25 protein-coding genes and 2 pseudogenes are annotated in these 25,475 nt (G+C 71.4%); 20 read left to right on the top strand and 7 right to left on the bottom strand.

The window, feature by feature from the left end:
- The first annotated feature begins 15 nt into the window (after positions 1 to 15).
- The 3 genes and pseudogenes from DQ392_RS35735 to DQ392_RS00265 all read left to right on the top strand — a co-directional run bounded on the left by DQ392_RS35735 (position 16) and on the right by DQ392_RS00265 (position 1,092).
- Positions 16 to 141, top strand: coding sequence for a hypothetical protein (locus DQ392_RS35735; protein ID WP_281272937.1), 126 nt, complete (start codon positions 16 to 18; stop codon positions 139 to 141).
- A pseudogene (locus tag DQ392_RS34935) lies at positions 138 to 266 on the top strand (DedA family protein); the annotation flags it as partial. The gene DQ392_RS35735 and the pseudogene DQ392_RS34935, both read left to right, overlap by 4 nt.
- Positions 267 to 360: 94 nt before the next feature.
- Entirely contained in the window at positions 361 to 1,092 is a 732-nt protein-coding gene (locus DQ392_RS00265) for an MBL fold metallo-hydrolase (RefSeq protein WP_114013384.1), read from the top strand.
- A 305-nt stretch (positions 1,093 to 1,397) separates the two neighbouring features.
- On the opposite strand, the gene DQ392_RS00260 is transcribed toward DQ392_RS00265, so the two are convergent.
- Positions 1,398 to 1,850: a VOC family protein gene (locus DQ392_RS00260; protein ID WP_114013383.1), complete on the bottom strand. Its 453-nt coding sequence runs from the start codon at positions 1,848 to 1,850 to the stop codon at positions 1,398 to 1,400.
- 186 nt (positions 1,851 to 2,036) lie between these two features.
- On the opposite strand from DQ392_RS00260, the gene DQ392_RS00255 reads away from it, so the two are divergent.
- Complete coding sequence (locus tag DQ392_RS00255; RefSeq protein ID WP_114013382.1) at positions 2,037 to 3,008, top strand: pirin family protein; 972 nt, start codon at positions 2,037 to 2,039, stop codon at positions 3,006 to 3,008.
- A 368-nt stretch (positions 3,009 to 3,376) separates the two neighbouring features.
- Here the strand turns inward: DQ392_RS00255 and DQ392_RS00250 are convergent, their stop codons facing one another.
- Together DQ392_RS00250 and DQ392_RS00245 are read right to left on the bottom strand one after the other, a co-directional pair.
- On the bottom strand, positions 3,377 to 4,435 hold the full coding sequence (locus tag DQ392_RS00250) for an EamA family transporter (protein WP_114013381.1): 1,059 nt from the start codon (positions 4,433 to 4,435) through the stop codon (positions 3,377 to 3,379).
- A 2-nt stretch (positions 4,436 to 4,437) separates the two neighbouring features.
- Positions 4,438 to 4,659, bottom strand: coding sequence for a hypothetical protein (locus DQ392_RS00245; RefSeq protein ID WP_114013380.1), 222 nt, complete (start codon positions 4,657 to 4,659; stop codon positions 4,438 to 4,440).
- A gap of 108 nt (positions 4,660 to 4,767) precedes the next feature.
- On the opposite strand from DQ392_RS00245, the gene DQ392_RS00240 reads away from it, so the two are divergent.
- The 12 genes from DQ392_RS00240 to DQ392_RS00190 all read left to right on the top strand — a co-directional run bounded on the left by DQ392_RS00240 (position 4,768) and on the right by DQ392_RS00190 (position 16,429).
- Positions 4,768 to 5,691 carry a LysR family transcriptional regulator gene (locus DQ392_RS00240; RefSeq protein WP_114013379.1) on the top strand — a complete coding sequence of 308 codons (924 nt, stop codon included), beginning with the start codon at positions 4,768 to 4,770 and terminating at the stop codon, positions 5,689 to 5,691.
- A gap of 600 nt (positions 5,692 to 6,291) precedes the next feature.
- Positions 6,292 to 7,782 (top strand): ATP-binding protein, encoded by a 1,491-nt coding sequence (locus DQ392_RS00235; RefSeq protein ID WP_114013378.1) that lies wholly within the window; start codon positions 6,292 to 6,294, stop codon positions 7,780 to 7,782.
- 14 nt (positions 7,783 to 7,796) lie between these two features.
- Positions 7,797 to 8,243, top strand: coding sequence for a roadblock/LC7 domain-containing protein (locus DQ392_RS00230; protein WP_027739344.1), 447 nt, complete (start codon positions 7,797 to 7,799; stop codon positions 8,241 to 8,243).
- Positions 8,240 to 8,638: a DUF742 domain-containing protein gene (locus DQ392_RS00225; protein ID WP_114013377.1), complete on the top strand. Its 399-nt coding sequence runs from the start codon at positions 8,240 to 8,242 to the stop codon at positions 8,636 to 8,638. The genes DQ392_RS00230 and DQ392_RS00225 overlap by 4 nt, the downstream gene beginning before the upstream one ends.
- Positions 8,619 to 9,248, top strand: coding sequence for a GTP-binding protein (locus tag DQ392_RS00220; RefSeq protein ID WP_027739342.1), 630 nt, complete (start codon positions 8,619 to 8,621; stop codon positions 9,246 to 9,248). The genes DQ392_RS00225 and DQ392_RS00220 overlap by 20 nt, the downstream gene beginning before the upstream one ends.
- A complete protein-coding gene (locus DQ392_RS34930) occupies positions 9,245 to 10,723 on the top strand; it encodes a cytochrome P450 (RefSeq protein WP_245980991.1) in 1,479 nt (492 codons plus the stop codon). The genes DQ392_RS00220 and DQ392_RS34930 overlap by 4 nt, the downstream gene beginning before the upstream one ends.
- Positions 10,708 to 11,832, top strand: coding sequence for a cytochrome P450 family protein (locus DQ392_RS00215; RefSeq protein ID WP_245980990.1), 1,125 nt, complete (start codon positions 10,708 to 10,710; stop codon positions 11,830 to 11,832). Before DQ392_RS34930 ends, DQ392_RS00215 begins: the two co-directional genes overlap by 16 nt.
- 399 nt (positions 11,833 to 12,231) lie before the next feature.
- Complete coding sequence (locus DQ392_RS00210; protein WP_245980989.1) at positions 12,232 to 12,762, top strand: RNA polymerase sigma factor; 531 nt, start codon at positions 12,232 to 12,234, stop codon at positions 12,760 to 12,762.
- Positions 12,759 to 13,589, top strand: coding sequence for a zf-HC2 domain-containing protein (locus DQ392_RS00205; RefSeq protein ID WP_147266461.1), 831 nt, complete (start codon positions 12,759 to 12,761; stop codon positions 13,587 to 13,589). The genes DQ392_RS00210 and DQ392_RS00205 overlap by 4 nt, the downstream gene beginning before the upstream one ends.
- Before the next feature lie 59 nt (positions 13,590 to 13,648).
- Positions 13,649 to 14,461 (top strand): ATP-binding cassette domain-containing protein, encoded by an 813-nt coding sequence (locus DQ392_RS00200; RefSeq protein ID WP_114013374.1) that lies wholly within the window; start codon positions 13,649 to 13,651, stop codon positions 14,459 to 14,461.
- Positions 14,462 to 14,525: 64 nt separating this feature from the next.
- Positions 14,526 to 15,839: a hypothetical protein gene (locus DQ392_RS00195; protein WP_114013373.1), complete on the top strand. Its 1,314-nt coding sequence runs from the start codon at positions 14,526 to 14,528 to the stop codon at positions 15,837 to 15,839.
- A complete protein-coding gene (locus DQ392_RS00190) occupies positions 15,836 to 16,429 on the top strand; it encodes a hypothetical protein (RefSeq protein WP_114013372.1) in 594 nt (197 codons plus the stop codon). Before DQ392_RS00195 ends, DQ392_RS00190 begins: the two co-directional genes overlap by 4 nt.
- A gap of 40 nt (positions 16,430 to 16,469) precedes the next feature.
- Here DQ392_RS00190 and narI read toward each other — a convergent pair whose 3' ends face one another.
- From narI to DQ392_RS00170, 4 genes are read right to left on the bottom strand one after another with little or no spacing between them, the layout of a single operon-like run.
- A complete protein-coding gene (narI, locus tag DQ392_RS00185; RefSeq protein ID WP_114013371.1) occupies positions 16,470 to 17,195 on the bottom strand; it encodes a respiratory nitrate reductase subunit gamma in 726 nt (241 codons plus the stop codon).
- A gap of 19 nt (positions 17,196 to 17,214) precedes the next feature.
- Positions 17,215 to 17,865 carry a nitrate reductase molybdenum cofactor assembly chaperone gene (gene narJ / locus DQ392_RS00180; RefSeq protein ID WP_245980987.1) on the bottom strand — a complete coding sequence of 217 codons (651 nt, stop codon included), beginning with the start codon at positions 17,863 to 17,865 and terminating at the stop codon, positions 17,215 to 17,217.
- Between the two features lie 49 nt (positions 17,866 to 17,914).
- Positions 17,915 to 19,510: a nitrate reductase subunit beta gene (narH, locus tag DQ392_RS00175; protein WP_114013370.1), complete on the bottom strand. Its 1,596-nt coding sequence runs from the start codon at positions 19,508 to 19,510 to the stop codon at positions 17,915 to 17,917.
- Positions 19,510 to 23,226, bottom strand: a complete 3,717-nt coding sequence (locus DQ392_RS00170) for a nitrate reductase subunit alpha (protein WP_114013369.1) — start codon at positions 23,224 to 23,226, stop codon at positions 19,510 to 19,512. Before DQ392_RS00170 ends, narH begins: the two co-directional genes overlap by 1 nt.
- A gap of 152 nt (positions 23,227 to 23,378) precedes the next feature.
- On the opposite strand from DQ392_RS00170, the gene DQ392_RS00165 reads away from it, so the two are divergent.
- The 4 genes and pseudogenes from DQ392_RS00165 to DQ392_RS36080 all read left to right on the top strand — a co-directional run bounded on the left by DQ392_RS00165 (position 23,379) and on the right by DQ392_RS36080 (position 25,457).
- On the top strand, positions 23,379 to 24,341 hold the full coding sequence (locus tag DQ392_RS00165) for a tellurite resistance/C4-dicarboxylate transporter family protein (protein WP_245980984.1): 963 nt from the start codon (positions 23,379 to 23,381) through the stop codon (positions 24,339 to 24,341).
- A gap of 172 nt (positions 24,342 to 24,513) precedes the next feature.
- Positions 24,514 to 24,727: pseudogene (locus tag DQ392_RS34925) on the top strand (hypothetical protein); the annotation flags it as partial.
- A 395-nt stretch (positions 24,728 to 25,122) separates the two neighbouring features.
- On the top strand, positions 25,123 to 25,278 hold the full coding sequence (locus DQ392_RS36085) for a hypothetical protein (protein WP_425470449.1): 156 nt from the start codon (positions 25,123 to 25,125) through the stop codon (positions 25,276 to 25,278).
- A complete protein-coding gene (locus DQ392_RS36080; protein WP_425470442.1) occupies positions 25,275 to 25,457 on the top strand; it encodes a heme-binding protein in 183 nt (60 codons plus the stop codon). Before DQ392_RS36085 ends, DQ392_RS36080 begins: the two co-directional genes overlap by 4 nt.
- Positions 25,458 to 25,475: the final 18 nt, after the last annotated feature.

The following is a 25,475-nucleotide window of genomic DNA, read 5'->3' as shown; positions in this document are numbered from 1 at the left end:
GGCCACCGGCGACCGGTGACCGTCGAGGCGGGCCAGAAGGGCGACGGCGAGAGCGGCGGCAACTTCGCGAACAACCGCGCCCCCCGGCGCGCCTCCTCGATGCGGCCTCCGTTCCCGGCACGCACTGCGCTGGGCTCCTGAAGCGCATGCGCGTGCCGGTGTTCGTGCTGCTGACCACCCTGGGCAGCCTGGTGTGGAACGCGGTGCTCGTCATGGCCGGTTACTGGCTGGGTGAGCAGTGGGGTCTCGTCGAGACGTACGCCGGAGGGGCCGTGTTCGATTCCCGCGAGGAGCGACAGCACCGGGTCCGCCGGCGCCCGACTGACGGTTCCGCCTACTCCATCGTGGAAGCATGTGCCGATGTGCAACTCCCTAACTGTGCTGGGAACGTGTGGTGCTTGGCCGGAGGCAGGACGGGCAGCGAGCGGCTTCCTGCTGGAGGCAAACGGCTTCCGCCTGGTCTTGGACCTCGGATACGCGACGCTGCCCCAACTGCTGGCGCGATGTACGGCGAGCGAGGTCGACGCCGTCGTCATCACCCATGAGCACCCGGATCACTGTGCGGATCTGAGCGCCCTGTGCCGAGTGCTGCTCTACGGCGGCGGGCGCCGGGAGCGTGTGCCGCTGTACTGCCCTACGGGGGTGCTGGGGAGAGTGCAGGCGATGGAGCCGACCGAGGACCTGCACGAGGTCTTCGAATCGCGTCCGCTGCCGGGCCTTTACCAAGTCGGTCCTTTCCTTCTGAACGGGCGACTCCTTCCGCATCACGTGCCACACGCGGGAGTGCGACTGACGGGCCCGAACCTGAGCGTGGCCTACAGCGGCGACGCCGGCCCCGACCCCGTGCTCGGCGAATTGGCGACTGGCACGGATCTGCTGGTCGCCGGAGCAACACTGCAAGGCGCCGCTGTCGACCCCTACCTGCTCAGCGCCACCCAGGCCGGCCAATGGGCTGCTCGCGCGGGAGTGGCGCGCCTGGTGCTGACGCACTTCTGGCCCGGGGCCGATCGTAGGCAGTCCGTTGCCGAGGCCGGTGTCGCCTACACCGGGGAGATCCTGACTGCAAACGAGGGAATGACCCTTGCTATTTGACACGCACAGCAGCTCAGCGCGGTGCGCACGATCGTGGACGTCCGATTCCGCGCGGACGCTGGCTGCCTCCCAAACCCCTCAACAAGTGCTGTCCGTCTTCGTGAACAGAGCCAGGTACGGGTCCACAGCCGCAGCGGGCCGAGGAGGGCGGCCGCGAGTGCAGTGGGCTGACCGGGCTGCGCAGCCGGGTGGGCGCCCTCGACGGACGACTGCGCCTGCACAGCCCCTCCGGGGACCTACCATCGTCACAGCGGAGCTGCCGTGCGCGTGACAGTCGTGAGTCCTCCGCTGCACCAGGCAGGCCGTCAGTCCGCCGTCGCGGGCGGATCGGCGAAGACGCCCCGGAGCATCCCCGTCGCCTGCCCTACCTCGATGAGATACCCGTCCGGGTCACGCAGATAGCACCGCAGCTCGGCCTTGCGGTCGATCGGCGGCGTCAGGAACTCGGCCCCCTTGGCGCTCCACTCGCGGTGGCAGGCGTCGATGTCGGCCACGCGGATGTTGAGGAAGCAGGAGGCCGTCTCCCGGTCGGCGGGCGGCCGCAGGGTGACACCGGGCTTGTCCGGCGTGGGACCCCCGCCGGGGTTCATGATGATCCACCCGTTGGCCAGCTTGACGATGCACGGGTTCTCCGCCAGCACCACCTCACCGCCCAGGATGTCGCTGTAGAAGGCCCGCGAGCGGGCCACGTCCGACACCGTGAGGAAATGGGTGAGGACCAGCCCGGTGACCGGGGCGGGGAGGTCACGGGAAGCCATACGGACTCCGAGGGACGTCGGGGCAGGTCCTCCCATGGTGCGGGCAGCCCGCCCCGGTGCCCGGGAAGGACACGTCCGGGCACCCTACGATGGAGTGCGGAGCACGCCGGACCGGCCGCGTGGTCGCCCGAGGGCCCGATCGCCCGGTCCCGGAGAATCCGGTCACCCGGAAGAGGAGCAGGCCAGGTGAGCAACACCGAGACACGCCCGGCCGAGGTGCGCTGTGCGGCCGGTCCCCACACACAGCCGCCGGCCCAGGTGGAGGTGCTCTCCGCGCGCAGCGTGCCGCTGGGCGGCCAGCGGGGGATGGCGGTGCGGCGCACGCTTCCCCAGCGTGCCCGCTCGCTCATCGGCGCCTGGTGCTTCGCCGACCACTACGGTCCCGACGACGTCTCCTCGACCGGCGGCATGGATGTCGCCCCGCATCCGCACACCGGATTGCAGACCGTCAGCTGGCTGTTCTCGGGCGAGATCGAGCACCGCGACAGCCTCGGCACCCGTGCGCTCGTCCGCCCGGGCGAGCTGAACCTGATGACGGGCGGCCACGGCATCAGCCACTCGGAGGTCTCCACCGCGGGGACCACCGTCCTCCACGGCGTCCAGCTGTGGGTGGCACTGCCCGCAGCGCACCGGCACACCGCGTCCGCCTTCCAGCACCACGTGCCGCATCCCGTCCCCCTGCGGGGCGGAGAAGCCCGCGTCTTCCTCGGCTCCCTCGCCGGCGACTCCTCCCCCGTGCCCACGTTCACCCCGCTGCTCGGCGCCGAGATCACGCTGGAACCGCACGCGGCCACCACTCTCGCGGTCGACCCGGACTTCGAGCACGGCGTGCTCGTCGACACCGGGGAGATCACCCTCGCGGGACAGGCGCTCGGCCCTGCCGCACTCGGCTACCTCCGCCCCGGAAGCGCCACTGCGACCCTCACCAACACGGCAGGTACCCCCGCCCGCCTGCTCCTCCTCGGCGGCACACCGTTCGGCGAGGAGATCGTCATGTGGTGGAACTTCATCGGTGCTTCGCACGACGACATCGCACGTGCCAGGACCGACTGGGCAGCTGGGCGGAGGTTCGGCGAGGTGGAGGGCTACGACGGGGACCCACTGCCCGCTCCCCCACTCCCGAACGCCACCCTGAAGCCCCGGAGTCGGCCAAGCTGACCAGCTATCTCTTCACTCCGCTCGGATGATCAGGCGCCGACCACGCTGTGCGTCCCCGGCTCTCCGACCGCCTCCTGCTCCTCCTCATCGGAGGCCGGCAGCGAGGGAGAGGTGAACGTGATCGAGCTCTGAGCGCGCCTGCTCTGACGTACGTCCCGCACTGCTCGACGAGGCGGGCCGCCAGAGCCACACGCCGACCACCGAGGCGCTCACCGAGCCGCGGCGGCGAGGGTCGTCATGGGTGGGCTGCGGAAGCGGGAGCCGGCCCGGATGTCACAACGGGCCGCTGGGGGCCCGCCCCGCCGTCGTCCCCGCCCGCCATGCGCCCGGGCTCTTCGCACCGGGTGTGGTTTTCTGACCAGCTCCGCTCATGATCCGCGAGAAGAGACCCGTGCAGGCCGTGCCCCTTCGGCGTCGCTGGAGGGCTCAGCCTGGCCGGCCGAGAGGTGTTGCGGCGGTGCCCTGTGTGGGCGATACCGCCAACAGACGCGGGAGCGGGTGCGGCGGGTGGCTCCCGTACCGGCACGTTCGTTTGTCGGTAGGTGGCTGGGGCGACGGGGCGGCGGGCCGGAGTGCCGCTGGTCGGTCGTCGTGCCGATGGCTGCGGTGACGATGAGGAATGTGGCCAGCCATTGTGTCCAGGTCAGCTCTTGGCCCAGGACGAGGAGTCCGAGGAGGGCGGCGGCGACCGGTTCCAGACTCACGAGGATGCCGAAGGCTGCGGAGGAGATGCGCCGCAGTGCCGCGAGTTCCAGGGAGTTGGCCACCACGGTACTGAGCAGGGCGACGACCGAGCCGGCGCCGAGGACGCGCGGGTCCAAGAGCGCCTGCGGCTGTGTCGCCACAGCGAGGGGGACGGTCAGCAGCGCAGCCCACAGGGTCGCCGGTGCGAGGATGTTGTCTCCCCGGTAGCGGCGGCCGGCGTGGGAGCCGAGGAGCATGTAGGCGGCCCAGGGGACTGCCGAGGCCAGAGCGAGAACGATGCCGGCCCCGGAAAGAGAGCCTGCGGAGCGGTAGTTGATCAAAAACACTCCGCCGGCGGCCAGTACCGCCCACACCAGGTGGAGCGGACGGCGCGCACCGGCCAGGGAGACGGCCAGGGCACCGAGGAACTGCAAGGGGACGGCGATGCCCAGGGGGATCCTGGACAGGCTCAGATAGATGGTGATGTTGACTGCGGCCAGGGACGTGCCCAGTGCGGCGATGAGCAGCAGGGAGCCGCGGTCTTCGGGGAGGCGGGGCCGCCGGGTCAGCCACAGCAGCGGAGCGCCGAACCCGAACCGCAAAGCGGTGATCACGATCGGATGTGCCAGGGCGAAGGCGGCCGTGGCGGCGGTCTGGCCGCCCTGCATGGCCAAAACGCTGACCAGGACCATTGCCGAGCCGGTGGCGGCGGCCGGCCGGGCGGGGGCCGTGCTCCTGTCCACGGTCAAACCTTCGGTGCAGGCGAACTGTGCCGCCCCGGGACGCTGTCGGTGGCGCGGGGACGGCCGCGTGCGGTGACCGTTACCGAGCCCGCCGTGACCGCTCTGACCTGAAGTGAGCCGCAGGCACAGCGGGTCCAGACGGTCAGGCCGTCCTCGGTCCCGTGCCGGGAGACGGTCTCCACCACGTCGTGGTCGGGCCAGCCGCAGTACGGGCATGTGGACACGTCGCCGTTCCTCCTCCGCGCAGGTGTGGGGGTCTCCTGGGAGTGTCCCGGCGACCGAGCATGCAGGTCCAGGTTGGGTTTATGCACAAGAACGTGTAAGAAAGCTTCATGATTGATCTGCGGCGCCTGACGGTCCTCCGGGCGATCGCCCGCTACAGCACGGTCACTGCGGCAGCCGGCTCCCTGCATCTGACCCCCTCGGCCGTCTCCCAGCAGATGCGCCAGCTCAGCCGCGATACCGGGACCCCTCTGCTGGAGCCGCACGGACGCCGGGTACGGCTGACCCCGGCCGCCCGCGTGCTGCTACGACACGCGGACCGGATGGAGGACTACTGGCAGCAGGCCGAGGCGGAGCTGGCCGCCACGCGGCCGGCCGCACTGAGCGGAACCCTGCGGCTGGCCGGCTTCCCCACCGCCGTCTCGGTCTTTCTCGCCCCGGCAGCCGCCCAGCTGCGACACGCCTCGCCGACTCTGACCATCGAGGTCCGGGAAGCAGAGCCTGCGCACTGTTTCGACCTGCTCTTCTGCGCAGACACCGACCTCGCCGTGGTGGAGGCCACCGCCGACAACCCGCCGCTGAGCGATGCCGCGTTCGCACAACGTCCGCTCTTCGAAGACCCTTTCGAGCTCCTCACCTGCGCCAGTCACCCGCTGGCCGGACGCCCATCGGTCGCCTTCCACGACCTCGCGGAGGAACCGTGGGTAGTGGGATTCCCCGGCGACTCCGCGCGCCAGCTCATCCTCGCCGCCTGCAACAGCGCCGGCTTCAGCCCGGCCATCGCCCACCAGGCCCGCGACTGGAGCGCCGTGGCGAGCCTGGTCGCACACGGTCTCGGTATCGCACTCATCCCCTCCACCGCGACCCTGCCACCCCAACCCCAGTTGGTCCGCACCCCCCTGACAGGAAGCAACAGGCCGACCCGCCAGTTCGTGCGGGTCGTACGCAGCGGCAGCGAACAGCACCCGGCCATCGACGCGGTCACCCCGCTCCTCGACAGCCTCGCCGCCAAGCACACGGACCGGGCCGGCTGACGGAGCGCCAGGCGACCACAGCCCCTGCACCACGACGCCGTACAGCAAACCCATTCGAGTCCTCACCCGGCGCGGCCTCGGCCTCCTCGCCCGAGTCGCCGTCGTACGCGCACTCACGACAGGCCGCCTGGTACAGATGCCGGCCCGCCATCAGCCCGACATCAACGCCCAACCGGCCCACCACCATCGCCGCCCCCGCCAGCCCCCACCGAGCCCGTCGTGAGGTGCTCTTCACCCACTTCACAAGATCTTCCACATTCGGACACACACCCCCCTCACCAGCGGGAGAAGCGGAAGGAAGATTCCCCATCCGGGGTGGAATGGCGGTATGATCACTGGATGCCGGTCCGTCACGACGGGCCGTCATGCTCCGTGCTCGGCACGGGATTTCGGGGGCTCGGGCAGACGTCATTCGGCAGCACTCGCGATCGAGGTACGGCACCACATGGACCACACCGGCGTCCCAGCGGCTCTCTGGCCGTTCCGTCGGCCGGAAGCCGTCGCCGCCCGCACCGCCGTCGCTCCGACCCATGCTTCCCACCAGCACGGCGACCGCCCGGCACCCGCCCGTGACCGCTCCGTCTTCCGGTCGAGGTGTTGATGACGCAGATACTGGCCTGGTCGCTCATCGCCATGGGGCTGATGTCCCTGGTGCTGCTGGTGCTGCTGGTGCGGCAGACGCAGATCACCGGGCGGCTCAGACAGGAGGAGGAGCTGCGTCACTCGGAGTTGACGCAGCTCGTGCACCGGCGGCTGCCCGCACTCGCCGCCCGGCGCACCGACCTGGCGGAGCAGGATCCGGGTCCTGCGACCGCCCGGTTCCACGGCACCGAGTTCGACGCGCGACTCGACGAGGTGGTGGACGCCTTCCGCCAGGTTTCGGTGCAGGCCAGGGAGCGCGCCGAGGAGTCCGCCGAGAACGCGCTGCGCGGCGTGGCCGACCGCCTGCTCACGCTCGTCTACCAGCTGCAACAGCTGATCGAGGACATGGAGCACGAGCACGAGGACCCCGAGGTCCTCGGCAGCCTCCTCCCGATCGACCACAAGGCGCAGAGCCTCGCCCGCTGGCTCTTCTCGCTCCGAGTGCTCGCCGGCAGCGCGCCCGGGCGTCAGCGCCCCACCACCCCGCTGTACGACGTGCTGCGCGGCGCCCTGTCCACGGCGCCGGACTACCACCGTGTACGCATCCTCGACCGGCCCCGGGTCGCCGTGCGCACCCAGGCCGTCGAACCTTTGATCCAGCTCTTCGGGCACCTGCTGGAGAACGCGGTGACGCTCTCGCCCTCCAGCTCCGTCGTCGAGGTCAGCACGATGCGCGTGGCCAACGGTGTGGCGGTGAGCGTCGAGGACGGCGGGCGCGGGATGAGCGACCACGAGTTGGCGCGCGTCCAGTCGCTCGCCTCGGGCACCGTCACCGCCGGCGTGGGAGATCTCGGCGATCCGCCACGCATCGGCTACGCGTTCACCGGCCGCATCGCGCAGCGCCACGGCCTGCGCATCGTGATCGACCGCCGCTCCCGTCTCGCCGGCGTCCGCGTCACGGTGACGCTCCCCACCCAGCTCCTCACCGACGCCCCCGAGGACGCGACGCCCGCGGGCCGGTCCGGCGCGCACCGTGCCCCAGCGGTGCCCCTCTCCGGGGACGCCGGGGGCGAGCCCACCCACCCGCCGGGCATCCCCCTGCCCCGCAGCGAGGAATCGGCCGTCCACCAGCGGGCGGGCGCCCCCCAGCCGGCGGAACACGCCGCGACCACGAATCCGACGCCGCAGGCCCCGGAACCGTCCGGCGCGGCACGGGCACCCCACGAGCCCGCGAGTGACGCGCCCGCCACCGCCCGGCGCGAGGAGCAGCCCTGGGCACCGGCCGACGACCCGTCGCCGGAGCCGGACGCCGCAGCCGGCCAGCGTCGTACCCGTCACGGCCTGCCTGTACGCAATCGCGGCGCCGCGGCCGGCGCCATGCCCGCGCCGCTCCCACCGGCGACGGCCCCCCGAGTCGACCCGTCGTCGGCAGGCGCCCGCATGGGTGCCTGGCAGAACGCTCCCCGCCCCAAGTCCGGCACTGCGGACGGCGATCCGCACGCCGAGTGAAGGACACAGCGACCATGACCTCCCGAACGTTCCGTGAAACCCCTCGATACGACGTCGAGAACGACCTCGGCTGGATTCTCGACCAGCAGCTCGTCGACGCCGTCCCCGGCACGCGCGCTGCCGTGCTCCTCTCCGGCGACGGCATCAGGCGGGCGCACTCCAAGGAGTTGCAGACGGCCGACGCCGAGCCGATGGCTGCCGCCGCCTCCGGCATCCAGGCCCTGGCGCGCAGCTACGCGCAGCGCGCCATGAGCGGTGAGGAGGGCACCTGGGAGGAGACGATCAACTCCTACCAGGGCGGGTTCCTCATGATCGTCGGAGCGGGCGACCAGAGCTTCCTCGCCGTCCGGGCGGACCGCGACGTCGACCTGGCGGCGCTCACGACGGCCGCCCACACCTGCGTGCTGCGCCTGGGTGAGCACATGGCGACACCCCGGCGCGGCGCGGACGCACCCTCGTGAACCCCGGCGCACGGGCAGACCGCGCGCCTCGGCTGGTCCGCCCCTACGCCGTCACCGGTGGTCGCTCCCGTCCCACCCGCAACACGCTCGACCTGATCACCGTGGTGCGGGTGCGGCATCTGCCACCGCCGCCCGTGGCGATGGCGCCCACCGAACTCAGCCCGGAACAGGAGCGGGTGGTGGCGATCTGCCGGGACGGGGGGCTCACCGTCGCCGAGATCGCCGCGCAGCTCTCGCTGCCGGTGAGCGTCACCAAGGTCGTCGTCTCCGACCTCGTCGACGGCGGCCTGGTGACCGCGCAGGCTCCCCCACCGCCGACCCACCTCGCCGCCGCCTACGCACAGCAGACGGACGCGCTGCTGGAGAGAGTGCTGGATGGACTCCGAAACCTCTGACACCCCCCACACCGACCGCTCGGTGCCGCACCTTCCCGACGGAGACATCACCCTGGTGAAGTTCGTCGTGGTGGGGCCACTCGGAGTCGGCAAGACGACCATGATCAGATCGCTGTCCGACTACGAACCCCTCACCACCGACGAGCCGATGACCCAGGCGGGCGAGCACATAGACCGGCTGCGCCGCATGGGCAAGACGGAGACCACGGTGGCGATGGACTTCGGCCGGATCACCCTCCAGCCCGACCTGATCGTGTACCTCTTCGGCGCCCCCAGCCAGCAGCGTTTCCAGCCGCTGTGGGACGACATGACGAGCGGCGCGCTCGGCGCCGTCGTCCTGGCCGACACCGAGCGGCTGGAGGACTCCTTCCAGGCCATGGACCGCCTGGAGGCGCTCGGCCTCCCCTACGTCGTGGCCGTCAACGAGTTCGAGGGCAACGACACGTACGACGCCGAGGAGCTCCAGGAGGCGTTCCAACTCGACCCCGACACTCCGTTGCTCACCTGCGACGCCCGCGAACGCGCCTCCTCACGGGACGCGTTGGTGAACCTCGTGCTCCACCTGAAGGACCGCAACCGCCGCCCGCATGCCCTCCAGGAGACCGTGTGACCCAGCCAGACACCTCCACACGCGCCCCGGGGGACACCCCGGATCCGCGGGACCAGGCGCCCCTTCTGCTGTACGGCGAGGAGTTCACCCACGATCCGGCACCGCTCTACGCGCGTGCACGGGAGACGGCACCGATCGTCCGGGCCAGGATCCATGAGGACGTGGAGGTCTCCCTCGTCGTCCGGTACCACACCGCGCTGAAGATCCTCCAGCACCCGGAGTTCAGCAAGAACTCCGGCCCCTGGTTCGAGGCGCGGGAGCGGCAGGGCCTGCCCATGCCTCCCGTCCTGGAGATGATGCGGGTGCGGCCCAACGCGCTCTACGAGGACGGCGAGGAGCACCGCAGGCTCAGCACCGCCGTCCGCGACAGCCTCGGCCGCCTCGACCCGCCCACGCTCCGCCGCACGGCCCGGGAGACGGCCGACCGCCTGATCGACGCCTTCGCCGAGCGCGGCGAGGCCGATCTCATGGGCGAGTACGCCGCGCTGCTGCCGCTCCAGATGCTCTTCGCGATGTTCGGCGTCCCCGGCGACCTCGGCCGCCGCATCCACCAGCTCACCGCTACCGTCTTCGACGGCGGCCCCGAGGCCGCTCAGGCCAACGTCGCGCTGAGCGAGACGTGGCAGGAGCTGGTCGCCCTGAAGCGGCGCAGGCCGGACGAGGACGTCGCCTCCTGGCTCCTCGCCCACCCGTCGAGCAACGACGACGACTCGGAGATCATCAACCAGCTCCTCCTGGTGATGGGCGCCGGCATGGAGCCGGAGCAGAACCTCATCGCCTCCACGCTGCTCCAGCTCCTCAGCGACGACAGCTCCTACGGGCGCCTTCGCTCCGGCAGCCAGCGCATCGCCGAGGCCCTTGAGACGACGCTCCTCGACTACGCCCCGATGGCCAACTACGCGACGCACTACCCGGTGCACGACCTGGAGATCGACGGCATCCTGCTGCCCGCCTGGGAGCCCGTGATGATCTCCTTCGGCTCCTGCAACCAGGACGAGGCGCTCCGCGGCGACTCCGCGACGGGCGGCACGGGCGGCTCGGGATACCGCGCGCACCTCGCCTGGAGCGCGGGCCCGCACGAGTGCCCGGCCTGGTCGGTGGCGATGATGATGGCGAGCGTCGCCATCGAGGTCCTGCTCGACCGGCTCCCCGACATCGAACTCGCCACTCCGCGACCCCGGTTGTCCTGGCGGCCCGGCCCGTATCAGCGGGGGCTCTCCGCCCTTCCGGTGGTCTTCCCACCACAGCCCGTCCGGTTGCAGGATTCGACCGAAGATCCGTACGGAAGTCCAGGAGGACGCACCCCATGGCAACCGTCCACGACCACAAGTGCCCCCACCACGCCGCAGCAGACGGCGCGCCCGTACGACTCGACCCCCGGGGAGGCGACGTCCACGGCGAGGCCGCACACCTCCGGGGCCAGGGGCTTGCGGCGCGTGTGGAACTCCCTGGCGGGGTGGTGGCGTGGTCAGTAGGGCACCATGCGGTGGTCAGGGGCCTGCTCGGTGACAAGCGGGTCTCCAAGGACCCGCGGCAGCACTGGACGGCGTTCCGCAACGGCGAGATACCCGCCGACTGGTCGCTGATGAGCTGGGTCGGCGTGCAGAACATGTTCACCGCCTACGGCTCCGACCACCGCCGCCTGCGCACGCTCGTCAGCCAGGCGTTCACGCCGCGCCGCACCGAGCGGCTGGGTCCGCGGATCGCGGAGCTCACCGCCGGCCTGCTCGACGACCTGGAGGCGGCACACGCCGCGCGGCCCGGCCCGGTCGACCTGCGCGAGGGCTTCGCCTATCCCCTGCCGATCGCCGTCATCTGCGAGCTGTACGGCGTCCCCGAAGGCGACCGCGACATCCTCCGCACCTCCGTCGACGGGCTCTTCTCCACTTCCAAGAGCCCGGAGGAGGCCGAGGCTCACATGGCCACGCTGATGCGCGTGATGTGCGACCTGGTGGCCGGCAAACGGGAGAAGCCCGGCGAGGACCTCACGACCGCGCTCATCGCGGCCCGCGACGCCGACGGCTCCCGCCTGAGCGAGCAGGAACTCCTGGACACGCTCTTCCTGATGATCGGCGCCGGCCACGAGACCACCGTCAACCTCCTCCACCACGCGATACGCAACCTCGTCGAGAACCCCGGCCAGTTGGCCCGGATACGCGCCGGGGAGTGCTCCTGGGACAGCGCCGTGGAGGAGTCCCTGCGCCATCAGCCCCCCATCGCCAACCTCCCGCTGCGGTATGCCGTCGAGGACATCGAGCTCGACGACGGCACCGTGATCAGGGCGGGAGAGGCGATTCTCGTCAACTATGCGGGTGCCGGGCGCGATCCGGAGCACCACGGGTCCGACGCTGACGTCTTCGATGTGGAGCGGCCGACTCGTACGGACCATCTCTCCTTCGGCCACGGTGTGCACTTCTGTGTCGGCGCCCCCCTCGCCCGGCTGGAGGGGCGCATCGCGCTCCCGGCGCTCTTCGAGCGCTTCCCCGGTCTCGCCCTCGCGGAGGACGCACGCAACGACACCGCGACCGAGTCGTTCATCGCCAACGGCCGCCAGGCGCTGATGATGCGCCTCCGATCCCGGTGACCTGAGTGGGAGATGCGTCAGCGACCTGAGTCGTACACCCGTCGCTGGTCGCGTGTACGAGCCGTCCGGGTCCGAGGGTTCCACCGCCGACGGCGACCGATGCCCAGCGGGGGCGCGCCGGGAGGCCGGGGCGTCGTCGTGCGACGGCCCCGCCCCTGGCCCAGCGTGCGAGGAGCGCTCCGGGGTGCGCGGAGGGACCCTCGACCTGCTGCCGACGCATCTCCTGCTCAGGTCACTGGGACGGCTTTCGACCATGCGCTTCTGTCCCGCTGTCCGGCGCCGCGCCAGGAGGCTGTCGACCGGCGCGGTCCACGCATTGTGATGTAGGACACGCCGCTCAGGAAAACCCCAAGCCGCGGTGCGCCGTCAGGCTAGGACGTGAAACGTTCACCGGCTTCCTTGACCGAGGCGCAGTTGGTCCGGCGGATCTCCCGCGGAGACACTGCCGCCTTCGACGAGCTGTACCGGCGCAGCGCCCCCTGGCTGACCGCGCGATTGCGGCGGCGCTGCGCGGACGACGAAATCGTCGCCGAAGTCCTGCAGGAGACCTACCTCGCGGTGTGGCGGGCGGCCGGGCCGTTCGCCGACAGCCTGCGCGGCGAGGAAGCGGGCAGCTGGTTGTGGACGGTCGCCGCCCGTCGGCTGGTGGACGCCTTCCGGGCACGCGGTCGCCACCGCGCCCTCCCGCCGGCGTGCGCCACACCCGACCTGGCGCCCTCGGCCGAGCACGAAGTGCTGGAGGCCGCGATAGGAGGCGATCTCGGCGCTGCGCTGGACCGGCTGGCCCCCGAGCTGCACCAGGTGCTGACCGCCATGGTGCTCGACGGGCTGACGGTCCGCGAGACCTCCGTGCTGCTACGGGTCCCGGAAGGCACCGTCAAGACGCGTGCCCGCCGCGCTCGTCTCGAACTGCGAAAGGCCCTGTCATGACTGCGCACGTGCCCCGCGAACTGCTGATGAGCTACGTCCGGGCCTCCGGCGCGTCCGACGGTGCGAGCGCCGGGGCGCTGTGGGCGCTGGAGGGCCATGTCGAGCAGTGCGCTGCCTGCCAGGCGGAGGTCAGGGAAGTGTCTGCCACCCACTGCCCGGCCGACACCGCGCTGATGGACCGGGTGCACGCGCGCCTGTCGGAGGCTTTGCCGCCGGTACGCCGCCGCCGGTGGCGCCGGGTACGAACGGTGCTGAGCCGGTGGGCGGCTCCCGCGTTCGGGCCGTGGGTCATGGCGGTCGTGCTCATCGTTCTCTGCGCCCTGGTCCTGTCTTCCGCCGCGGCACGCAACTCCCCGCTTCTGATGCTGCTGGCCCCGGCGATGCCACTGCTGGGAGTGGCCGTGAGTTGGGGCCCGCGCTTCGATCCGGCCCATGAGCTGATCGCATCCACCCCGAGGGTGGGTCTCGGGCTGGTCCTGCGGCGGTCGTCAGCCGTGCTGTCCCTGGTGATTCCGGCCCTGGCAGCCGCCGGCTGGATCACCGGCACCGCACCCGCGCTGGTCCTGCTGCCTGCCCTGGCACTGACGTGCGCAGCCCTCGCGCTGGGCAGCGTGGTGGACATCCAGCGTGCGGCTACCGCGCTGGGCGCCGGATGGGCACTGTTCGTGGTGCTCCCCACCCTCGGCAGGGGCCGCGGTGTCCCGCCTTACCTGCTGGAGTCCGCCGCCCCGGGGTGGGCTGCCGCGGCCGCGTTCCTCGGTGTCGCCGTCGTCCTGCGCCGTAACGCCTATCTGCACCCTCGAAAGAGCGGCGCCCGGCATCGCTGAGGAGCGGAGCGTTCTTCTTCCCGCACAGCCTTTCACCCGCAATCCCAGGAGGCACGACCATGCCCACAACCGTCAGTCCGAGCGAGACGGCCCCCACCCGCTACGCCCATCACATCCAGGCTCAGGCGCTGACCGTGCGGCGGGGCCGACGCACCGCCGTCGACGGAATCGACCTGAACCTGGGCACCGGTGTGCACGGCGTGCTCGGTCCCAACGGAGCGGGCAAGACAACCTTGATCCGTACGCTCGCCACCGTCTTGACCCCGCACAGCGGCGACCTGGAACTCCTGGGCAGCGCTCTGCGCAGCCGTGGTGAACTGCGCGCACTGCGCCGCCAGTTGGGTTACCTGCCCCAGACCTTCGGCCACTATCCGCGCTTCACACTGCGCGAGTTCGTCGCCTACATGGCCTGGCTCAAGGAAGTGCCCCGCCACCGGATGGCCGACGCTGTGCAGCACGCCATCGACCGGGTCGACCTCACCGACCGGGCCGAGGACCGGATGGGATCGCTCTCCGGCGGCATGCTGCGCCGCGCCGGCATCGCCCAGGCAATCGTCAACGACCCCGCCATCCTGCTGCTCGACGAACCCACCGTCGGCCTCGACCCCGCCCAGCGCATGGAGTTCCGCACGCTGCTGCGGGACATCGGGGAACAGTCCTGTGTGCTGGTCTCCACCCACCTCGTCGAGGACGTCGGCGCGGCCTGCGCCGGCGTTGTACTCATGGACGAGGGCCGCACGGTCTTCGCGGGCCCGCTCGACCACCTGCGTGCCGCGGGCAGTGACACCGACCAGGGCGACAGCGCCATAGAGCGCGGCTACACGGCCCTGTTGCGCCGGCATCCCGCAAATCAGCCCGAAGCCGGACGGTAGCGACGGGCATGCCCTCCTCCGCTCTTCCTGTCCCGATGTACCCGACCACCCGTGGGAGACCGTGATGTTCCGAATCGTGCGCCTGGAGGCGAAGCGCTCGATCGCGCTGCCGCTCCTCTTGGTGCTGGCCGCGCTGACTCGTGCCTTTCTCTGGATGGACATCCAGGAGTGGGCGGCCAGTTGGGCGTCGCTGGTCCAGTCGGCGCGGGCCATCGCCTGGGTCTCGCTGCCGGTGGTGCTGGCAGCCGGCATCTGGCACGGCGGGCGTGAGGGCCGCAACGAGGTTTCCGAACTCTTCGCCGCCACACCCCGTCCGCGCCCGGTGCGGCTGCTGCCCGCCTTCGTGGCGATCGTCGGCGCGGTGGTGATCGCCGAAGCGGGCGTGGTCGCCTGGGCGGCGACGCTGATCGCCCGGCATGCGACCTACAGCGGCGGACAGTGGCCGCTGGGCCTCGCGGTGGGACTGCTGGCCGCCATCGCCGTCACCCTGCTCGGCCTGGGCATCGGACGTGCCGTGGCCACACCGGTCGCGGCGCCGCTGGCGGCAGTCGCACTGTTTCTCGTCCTGGCCGTCAGCGCGGACGAACGACCGGCCAACCGCCTGGTGGACGTGGTGCTTCCGATGCTGCCGAAGACGGACGACTTCCACCGGGTGCTGCCCTCCTTGTCCGTGAGCCAGTGCGTCTGGTTCACCGCTCTGGGTGCCACCGGCGTGCTGCTGACCGTCGCGGGCACCAGGCGTGCCCGCTGGCTGGCCCTGACGCCGGCCGTCGCCGGGATCGCCCTCGCGGCCCTCCTGGCCCCCTCCGGCGCGATCGTCCGCGACCCGCAGGCCACCGCGCTGGTCTGCGCGCGGGAGAACAACCGGATCTGTGTCACCAAGGTGCACACGCACGCCCTGCCCACACTCGTCGCACCCGCCCAGAAAGTGCTCGACGCCTTCGCCGAAGTACCGGGTGGCCCGGAGCGGGTCGAGGAGAAGCCGGAGAGCTGGAAGCTCGACGCTGCCGCACCGGCGTCCCACGGCGGGAAGCGCGGCACGGTGCGCACCGAGTTCCCGCAGCTGACCCAGTCAGGCAGCATCAGGTGGAAGCCGGACGTTCTTCTGGCTGCCCTCGCCCAGGACACCATGTTCGACGAAGCCTGCTACAGCGAGGAGAAGGACTTCACCCGCGCCACCGACGCCTCGGACGCGGTGGCCGCGCTGCTCCTTCGCACCCCCACCGACGAGCTGAGCCCCGGCGCCCGCGAGGCATACGACACGCTGCGCCCACTGCCCGCCAAGGAGCGCTACTCCCGGATAGGGGAGGGCCGGAAGGCCGGACTGACCTGCGGTGACCCACTGGCCGTCATCATGGGCCGGGGAGCGGGCCGATGACCCGGGGTTCGCGCGGCCTCATGCTGTACGCGCGTTCCCGGTCGATTCCAGCCACCCTGCTGGTCTTCCTGGCCGCGGCCTGCCTCGCCTGGACCGGATACCTGACGGACGATCCGGCGACAGCCCACAGGATCGGTCTGATCGCCGTCGTGCTGGGCGTCGCCGCCGTCCCCCGCACGCTCGCCGGTCCCGACGAGGAGCTGGAACGCGCCACCGCCCTCCCCTGGCGGCTGGTGCGCACCCTCCATCTGACGCTGCTCGCCGGGCTCCTCCTCAGCCTGCTGGCTGCCGACCACCTGATCACCGCCCGGCAGTCTCACACGGTGCCGTTCGACAACCTCGCGCAAGCCGTTCCGGCGCTCACCGCGTCGACCGCCCTGAGCGCAGCATGCTTCGGGGCGCGCACGGCCTGGATGCCCTCGGTCGGCTGGGGGCTGCTCATGATCGCGGTCGGCCCCCGCATCTCCCTCGGCGGGCAGGCACTCACATGGATGGTGCAGGAGCCGCCCACCGTCACCTCCGCCACGACCGCGGCCCTCCTGACCGTCGTGGGGGTCGCCGCGTACGCCCGGCGCGGAAGCCGCCTGTGAGAGGGATGTATGCGAAGCGCTCGGCGGCGGGGCGAGGAGGTCACACGTCGATGCTCTCCCACCCGCGGCGCGGCGGGCGTTCGGCAGGCTGCCCTGCGGGGCGGCTGCGGTAGACGATGTAGGGGCGCATCAGGTACCACCAGGGCGCGCTGAACATGTGCACGAGCCGGGTGAAGGGAACGGCCGCGATCAGCACCATGCCGACCACGGCGTGCACCTGGTAGGCCACCGGGACCTCGGCCATGGCCGCCAGGTCGGGTCGCAGTGTGAACAGGCTGCGCGCCCACACCGCGAGGGTGGCCCGGTAGTCGTAGCCGTGAGCGGGAGTGGAGTGGGCGAGCTTGGCGTACATGCCGCAGCACAGGGCGCCGCCCAGCAGCAGGTACATCGCCTTGTCGTTGCGGGTGGTGGCGCGGAAGACGGGCCGGTTGGTGCGGCGCCGGTAGACCAGCACGGCGAGCCCTGCCACCGTCAGCACCCCGGCCAGTGTTCCGCCCACCAAGGAGAAGAGGTGGTAGGGGCGTTCGGCCACTCCCACCGCCGACGTCCAGGAGGCCGGGACGAACAGTCCGATCAAGTGCCCCGCCAGCACGAAGAGGATGCCGTAGTGGAAGACCGGCGAGGCCAGGTTGAGCAGCCGCGTCTCGTACACCTCCGAGGAGCGGGTGGTCCAGCCGAACCTGTCGTAGCGGTACCTCCACCACAGTCCCGAGACCAACAGTGCGAACGCGGCGTAGGGCAGGGCGCCCCACAGCAGAATCTGCATCACAGTGCCCTTCCGGGCCTCATCGGGCCCGCTCGGTGAGGGGTACGAGGACCGGCCCGGACGTGCCGTAGGGGGTGAGGCCGACGTCCTCGCGGGGCGGGCCGGCCGCCGCCGCCCGTTCGGCCCGGGTCCGGTCGGCGGCACCGAGAGCGGGCAGGGTCGCGCAGATGCCGGCGACGACATGCGCGTAGGGTGTGCCGGCCTGCGCCAGCGCGGTACGGAGTTGTTCCAGTCCGGCCCGGTAGCGGCGCAGCAACTCGTCGGTGCGGCTGACAGCGCTGAATTCGAGTACCACCGGAAGGAAGTCGGGCAGCTCCCCGCCGATCAGTTCCATTCCGTTGCGCTGGTAGGTCTGTTTGACGCGGAGCAGCGCGGCACCGCGGCGCCGGGTGTCGCCGTCCTCCCACCAGGTGAGGTGGAGGCAGTGCCGCTTCTCGAAGTCGAAGGTCCGCACGTAGTGGGTGGCCAGCTCGTCGAGTGGGGTGGCCTCGGCGTGGTCGAGGAAGGCCAGCAGGAATCGGGCGGCAGGCGTGCCGGCGTCGGTCACGGCTTCGCGCAGCAGCGGCAGCTGCCGGTGCAGATCCTCTTCGGGGTAGCTGAGCATGCGGGCCGCCGCCTGCCGGAGCACGGCGGTGTGGAAGGCGGCTTCGCGCTTCGCGCCGGCCCTCACCGCGGCGCTCCTTGTCGGGCCGCTGCCGGCCGGCGCCGTCCTGCCGGGCTCATTCGGGCTCCTCCTGCTCGGTGCGGTGGCGGGCGCGCAGGCCGTGGAACGCCTCCACGCTCACCAGCGGCAGCGCCTTGCGACCCGAGCGGTCGCCGAAGGGGCCCGAGCCGCCCATGCCGGGGCCGCCCTGTTCGTCGAGCCGGCAGTGTTCGGGTACCGCCGACTCTTCCAGCCGCTCGGCGTCTCCGACCGCCGCGGTGGGGATCACGTAGCGTTCGTCGTACTTGGCGAGGGCCAGCAGCCGGTACATGTCCTCCAGCTCGGTGGCGGAGAGTCCGACGCTCCCCGCGGTGCGTGCGTCCGGTGTCTGACCGAAGGTGGTCTGCCGCATGTGGGCGCGCATCGCGGCGAGCTTCTCCAGCGCGCTGCGCACGGGCTGCACGTCACCGGCGGTGAACAGTTCGGCCAGGTACTCCAGCGGGATGCGCAGCGTGTCGATGGCGCCGAAGAGGTTGTCGGCGTCCTCGCCGTCGAAACCGGTCTCGGTCAGTGCCTCGACCACGGGCGAGAGCGGGGGTACGTACCAGACCATCGGCATGGTGCGGTATTCCGGGTGCAGCGGCAGCGCCACCCGGTACTTACTGATCAGCGCGTGCACTGGGGAGCGGCGCGCGGCTTCGATCCAGTCGTGGGCCACCCCGTCGCGGGCTGCGGCAGCGCGCACCTGCGGGTCCTCGGGGTCGAGGAAGAGACCCAGCTGGGCCTCGTACAGGTCCTGTTCGTTCCGGGTAGCCGCTGCGGCGGCGACCTTGTCGGCGTCGTAGAGGAGCACCCCCAGGTAGCGCAGCCGGCCCACGCACGTCTCGGAGCAGACGGTGGGCAGGCCCACCTCGGTGCGGGGATAGCAGAAGGTGCACTTCTCGGCCTTGCCGGTGCGGTGGTTGAAGTAGATCTTCTTGTACGGGCAGCCGGTGACGCACTGGCGCCAGCCGCGGCAGCGGTCCTGGTCGACCAGCACGATGCCGTCCTCGCTGCGCTTGTACAGCGCTCCGGAGGGGCAGACGGCCACGCAGGACGGGTTGAGGCAGTGCTCGCAGATGCGGGGCAGGTAGAACATGAAGGAGTCCTCGAAGGCGAAGCGCACCTTCTCCGATGCCCGCTGCCGGGTTGCGGCCACCATCGGGTCCAGTTCGGCCTTCTCGGGCAGTCCGCCGAGGTTGTCGTCCCAGTTCGCACTCCACTCGATCTTCATCGGTTTGTCCGAGAGCAGCGAGCGGGGCCGGGCTACCGGGTAGTCGTCACCGAGCGGCGCGTTGGTGAGGTTGCGGTACTCGTACGTCCACGGCTCGTAGTAGTCCTTGACCGTCGGCTGCACCGGGTTGGCGAACAGCGTCGCGAGCCGTTTGAGGCGGCCGCCCGAACGGGGAGTGAGCTGTCCGCGCTTGTTGAGCTGCCAGCCGCCCCGCCAGTGGTCCTGGTCCTCCCAGCGGCGTGGGTAGCCCTGCCCCGGCCTGGTCTCGACGTTGTTGAACCACACGTACTCCACGCCCGAGCGGTTGGTCCACGTCTGCTTGCAGGTGACAGAACAGGTGTGGCAGCCGATGCATTTGTCGAGGTTCATCACCATCGCCAACTGGGCCATGACACGCATCAGTAGTCGACCTCCTGTGAGCGGCGGCGGATGACGGTGACCTCGTCCCGCTGGTTGCCCGTCGGCCCCCAGTAGTTGAGCGACCAGCACGTCTGCGCATAGCCGCCGATCAGGTGCGTGGGCTTGAGCAGCAGCCGGGTCAGCGAGTTGTGCGTACCGCCGCGGCGGCCGTCGGTCTGGCTGCGGGGCACGTTGACGGTGCGCTCCTGGGCGTGGTGCAGGTAGACGGTGCCGCGGGGCATCCGGTGCGAGACCACGGCTCTGGCCACCACCACCCCGTTGCGGTTGACCGCCTCGATCCAGTCGTTGTCCCGCACCCCGATGTCCTCGGCGTCCTGCGGGGACATCCAGATCAGCTGCCCGCCCCGGGAGAGAGCCAGCATGAACCAGTTGTCCTGGTACTCGGAGTGGATGGACCACTTGTTGTGCGGGGTCAGGTAGCGGACGGTCACCTCACGGCGGCCGTCGGCCCCCAGGGAGGGTTCGCCGAAGAGCCGCCGCATGTCCAGCGGGGGCCGGTAGACCGGGAGGGCCTCGCCCAGTTCGTGCATCCAGTCGTGGTCGAGGAAGAAGTGCTGACGGCCGGTGAGAGTGTGCCAGGGCTTGCCGTGCTCGGTGTTGAGCGTGAACGGCGTGTACCGGCGGCCTTGTGCCTCACTGCCCGACCACTCCGGGGAGGTGAGCACGGGAACCGGGGCCGCCTGGGTGTCGGCGAACGTGATCCGGCTGCTTTCCTGGCCCCGCGCCAGGGCGGACAGATCAGCCCCCACCCGCCGCTCCAGCGAGCGGAAGCCCTCAACCGCCAGGCGGCCGTTGGTGGTCGCCGACAGCGCCAGGACGGTGTCGGCGGCTTTGACCGCGGTGTCCAGCCGGGGCCGGCCGTCGGCCGGGCCGCCCCGCACCCGCCCGCACGTCTCCCCCAGCTGGGCCACCTCCTCGTCCGGGTGCAGCACGACGCCCTTGACCGGCAGGCCCAGTCGTTCGGTGAGCGGGCCCAGCGCCGCCATCTTGGCTCCGATCGCGGTGTAGTCGCGCTCGACGACCGTCAGCGCCGGCATGGTGGAGCCGGGCACGGGCTCGCACTCGCCACGCCGCCAGTCGTGTGCCTCACCACCGCGCTGGGCCGTCTCCCCCGGTGTGTCGTGCTGCATGGGGGTGGCCACCAGATCGCGGCGGGTGCCCAGGTGGTCGCGGGCCAGCTCGCTGAACCGGTCGGCGATGGCCATGAAGGCGTCGAAGTCGGTACGGGCCTCCCACGGCGGGTCGATGGCCGGGGTGAAGGAGTGCACGAACGGATGCATGTCCGTGGACGACAGATCGTGCTTCTCGTACCAGGTGGCCGCCGGCAGCGTGATGTCGGACAGCAGGGTGGAGGACGTCATGCGGAAGTCCAGCGACACCAGCAGGTCCAGCTTTCCCTCGGGGGCGTGCTCGTGCCACGCCACCTCGCGTGGCCGCTGTTCCTCGAGGGCTTCCTCCGCGCGCAGCGTGCTGTGGGTGCCCAGCAGGTGGCGGGAGAAGTACTCGGCTCCCTTCGCCGAGGAGCCCAGCAGGTTGGACCGCCACAGCGTCAGGATGCGGGGCCAGTTGCGGGGCGCGTCCGGGTCCTCGACGGCGAAGCGCAGCCGCCCTGCCGCCAGCTCCTCGACCGCGTACTCGGCCGGTTCACGGCCTTTGACGGCCGCCTCGTCCACCACGTCGAGCGGGTTGCGGTCGAAGGTGGGGCTGGAGGGCATCCAGCCGCAGCGCGTCGCCTGCGCCAGCAGATCGACGGCCGTGCGGCCTTGGAAGCGGCCCTCGGCCAGCGGTGAGGCGAGCACGTCGGCAGGGAACCGGTCGTAGCGCCACTGGTCGGTGTGGAGGAAGAAGAACCCGGTGCCGATCGTCTGGCGGGGCGGGCGGGACCAGTCCAGCGCGCCGGCCAGCGTCGTCCAGCCGGTGAAGGGCCGGCACTTCTCCTGCCCCACGTAGTGGGCCCAGCCGCCGCCGTTGCGGCCCTGGCAGCCCGTCAGCAGGAGCAGCGCAAGGAACGTGCGGTAGATCGTCTCGGAGTGGAACCAGTGGTTGGTGCCGGCCCCCATGATGATCATGCAGCGGCCCTCGGTCTGCTCCGCCGTGGCGGCGAACTGGCGTGCGATGCGCACGCACGCGGCGGCCGGTACGGATGTGTGCCGCTCCTGCCAGGCGGGGGTCCCCGGTGCGTCGGCGTCCTCGTAGCCGGCCGGCCAGCTGCCGGGAAGGCCGGGCCTGGCCACGCCGTACTGGGCGAGCAGCAGATCGAAGACGGTGGTCACCAGCGGGCCGTCCGCGCCGCCGAGCCGGCGGGCGGGCACGCCCCGGCGCAGGATCTCGCCGCGGCCCTGCCCGTGGTCACCCCCGTCGGTGTCGAAGCGGGGCAGCAGCACTTCCACCTGCCGGACACCGCCTTGATCTGCGGATTCGGCCATCGACAGCGCGGGGGTCAGCTCTCCCAGGTCCAGGTTCCAGCGCCCCTGGCCCGCGTCCGTCCAGCGGTCTCCGAGGGAGCCGCCCGGCACCGCCGGCTCGCCGCTCCCGGCATCGAGGACGACGGTCCGCCACTCGGCTCCCTCGTCGCGGTGTCCGAGGTCGGCCGCGCGCAGGAACTTGCCCGGGACGAAGGCCCCTTCCCGTTCGGTCAGCGTCACCAGGAACGGCAGGTCGGTGAAGCGGCGCACATAGCCGTCGAAGAACGGCACGGTCCGCTCGACGAAGCACTCCTTGAGGACGACGTGTCCCATCGCCATGGCCAACGCAGCGTCCGTCCCCGGATGCGGGTGCAGCCACTCGTCGGCGAACTTGGCGTTGTCGGCGAAGTCGGGGGCCACCACGACGACCTTCTGGCCCCGGTAGCGGGCCTCAGCCATCCAGTGCGCGTCCGGCGTCCGCGTCACCGGCACGTTCGACCCCCACATCAGCAGGAAGGCCGCGTCCCACCAGTCACCCGACTCCGGCACGTCCGTCTGGTCGCCGAAGACCTGCGGTGAGGCGATCGGCAGATCCGCGTACCAGTCGTAGAAGGACAGCATGGTCCCGCCGATCAGCGAGAGGAAACGGGACCCGGCCGCGTGGGAGACCATCGACATCGCCGGGATGGGCGAGAAGCCGGCGATCCGGTCGGGGCCGTACTCCTTGGCCGTGTGGACGTGCGCCGCGGCGATGATCTCCACGGTCTCGTCCCAGTCCGTCCGCACCAGCCCGCCCTTGCCGCGCGCCTGCTGGTAGGCCCTCCGGCGTTCGGGGTCACCCACCACGTCGGCCCAGGCCAGCACGGGGTCGCCCAGCCGGGCCTTCGCCTCGCGGTACGCCGTCAGCAGCACCCCCCGCACGTACGGGTAGCGGACCCGGGTGGGCGAATAGGTGTACCAGGAGAAGGCCGCGCCCCTCGGGCAGCCGCGCGGCTCGTACTCGGGGCGGTCCGCTCCCACGGACGGGTAGTCGGTGCCCTGGGTCTCCCAGGTGATGATCCCGTCCTTGACGTAGACCTTCCACCGGCACGAGCCGGTGCAGTTGACGCCGTGCGTGGAATTGACGACCTTGTCGTGGCTCCACCTGTCGCGGTAGAAGACGTCGCCCTCACGCCCCCCGGACCGCTCCACCCGGTGCAGGTCACCGGCCGTTTGCCCCGGGCGGAGGAATGTCGTCGCCGACAACAGCGCGGCCCCCGCCTCCGTCCCGGACCTGCGCCTCGCCCGCACCGCGGCTCCCCATCGTCAGTTGCCCGTCACCGTCGCCGTACCCCCGCCATGGAACGGGGTGACGCCGTGCGGTGCCGGGAGGCGAGGCGGAAGTTGCCCCGGTTGGCCCACGAACGGATGCTGACGAGGGCGCGGTGTAATCGGATGACGATGTGAACCGTTCGTCAGGCAGCGGCAGCGCCGCCCTCCTCCGTGACCACCCGCGCGGTGCAGGGATGCCGCCCGCCGCCGGAGCCATGGTGATGGCGACCGGCATCGTGTCCATCGCGTTCCAGACCGCCGGCTACTCGATCGTGTCCTTGATCGCGCTCGGTGTCGGCGTCACGGCCTGGGTCCTGCTGGCGGCCGACTTCGTCCGCCGGCTGCTGACCGCACGCTCCCGCGTCGAGGCCGACGCGCACACTCCCGCCGCGCTCACAGGTGTCGCGGCGACCGCCGTGCTGGGCACCCGGCTGGCCCTGGCCGACCTGCGCCCGGCGGCGATCGCCCTGCTGGTTCTCGCCACCCTGTTGTGGCCCCTGCTGCTGGTCGCCGTCCTGCGCAACCGGGGCCGTCGGATGCCCGGCTCCGTCTTCCTGATCTGCGTCGCCACGCAGAGCCTCGCCGTGCTCGCCGCCGCCCTCGCCGCCTCCTTGCAGGCCGGCTGGCTGGCCGACGCCGGCCTGGCCGTCTTCGGCGTGGGCATCGTCCTGTACGCCGAGGCGCTGCTGCGGTTCGACGTACGGCAGGTGCGCACCGGGCACGGCGACCACTGGGTGTCCACGGGAGCGCTGGCCATCTCAGCCGTCGCCGCGAGCCGGCTGGCCTCGACCGGCCACTGGACGGGCGGGGCCGCCGCCACGCTGGACAACCTCACCCTGGCTCTGACCGCCGCGGCCCTTGCCGGGTACGCCGTCCTGCTGCTCGCGGAGGTGCGCTGGCCCCGCCCCGGCGCGGACGTCCGCCGCTGGGCGACGGTCTTCCCCTTGGGCATGACCGCTCAAGCTGCCCTGACCGCCCCCTCCCCCGTCCTCCACCCGGTGGGCCATGCCCTCCTGTGGGTGGCCGCCCTCGCCTGGCTGGCCACCGCCGCCATGAGCGTCGTCCTCCTGCGCGGCGCCCTCGACAGCCCATGAGCTCCCTTCCTGGGCGGGCCCCGACGGGGCCGCCCCCTCCACGCCGTGCCCAGGGCCTCGCGGTCCGCGCGGTCAGCCGGTGGCCGCTCCCGGCCCGGCCGGCTCGCGGCGCAGGGGCAGCTCCACCCAGCCGAACCGTGGCAGCCGCAGCGCAGTGTGCCGTCGGGGCCGGCTGCGCCCGGCACGGGAACTGCGCCGCGGCCCGCGGCATCGACATCCCCTCGGCCATGCAGACCGACGTGCCCGGCCAGGTCGTCGGCCTGTCCGACGTGCTGGCCGCGGGCGACGTGCGCCACCTGTCGGTCGCCCACAACGGGGCCGGACGCGCCGTACCGCACCTCGTCGCCGGGGAGCGGCTGCCGCGGCTCTTCCGCTGGCGGGCCCCAGAACTGCCGACGAACCTCTGTCTCAGATCACTAGGTCACCGCCAATGGGTCCGGGAACGGCAAGTCGGAATCCGAAACCCACCTACGCGGAGATGCGGCATCGGTTGCGCGACGGCGACACCACTCCCGCCGGGGCACAGCCCCGTCGGAGTCAGTCACGCTCGGAGCGCGACCCACACAGCTCCTGACTAGGGGAACGGGTCAGGCATGCTGACCCTTCGGCGACGCGTGCATGGCACGGGAACTCCGGCCGACGCTGTCCCCCGTCTGCCCCGTCCATCAAGGCGTACCCCGCGCCGTCAGTCTAGCCTCGGCCTCATGCTCACCATGCGCACAGTTGCGTTGGCCGATGCGCGGCGGACCATTGACGCCGGCATCGTCGAGGCTGAGCGCGCATCGGCTCGTCCAGCATTATCACGGTCGTCGATGCCGGCGGCAGGCTCCTCGCCCACATGCGGATGGATGGCGCACGGCTCGGCAGCGTCGCACGCCATCGACAGGGCGCATACCAGCGCGCTGTTCCGCCCTCTCACCGGAGACCTTGCCCGTGACTGGGAGCCCGGTGGCCAGTTGTGGGGGACGGCAGCTTTCCGGGTTTGGGCGAGTTCTGGTCTTCGCCGGGGGACTCCCACTGACAGTCGATGGACACACGGTGGGGGCGGTCGGCGTGAGCGGCGGCTCGCGGCAACAGGACGCGACAGTGGCCGAGGCCGCCGCAGCCGCGTTGTGACAAGCTGCCGCCGGCCGA

The organism is Streptomyces reniochalinae (assembly GCF_003323735.1).
In the GTDB taxonomy this organism is placed as follows: Bacteria; Actinomycetota; Actinomycetes; order Streptomycetales; family Streptomycetaceae; genus Streptomyces; species Streptomyces reniochalinae.
Note: the sequence above shows the minus strand (reverse complement) of the source record. Positions and strands in the feature narration are given on the sequence as shown.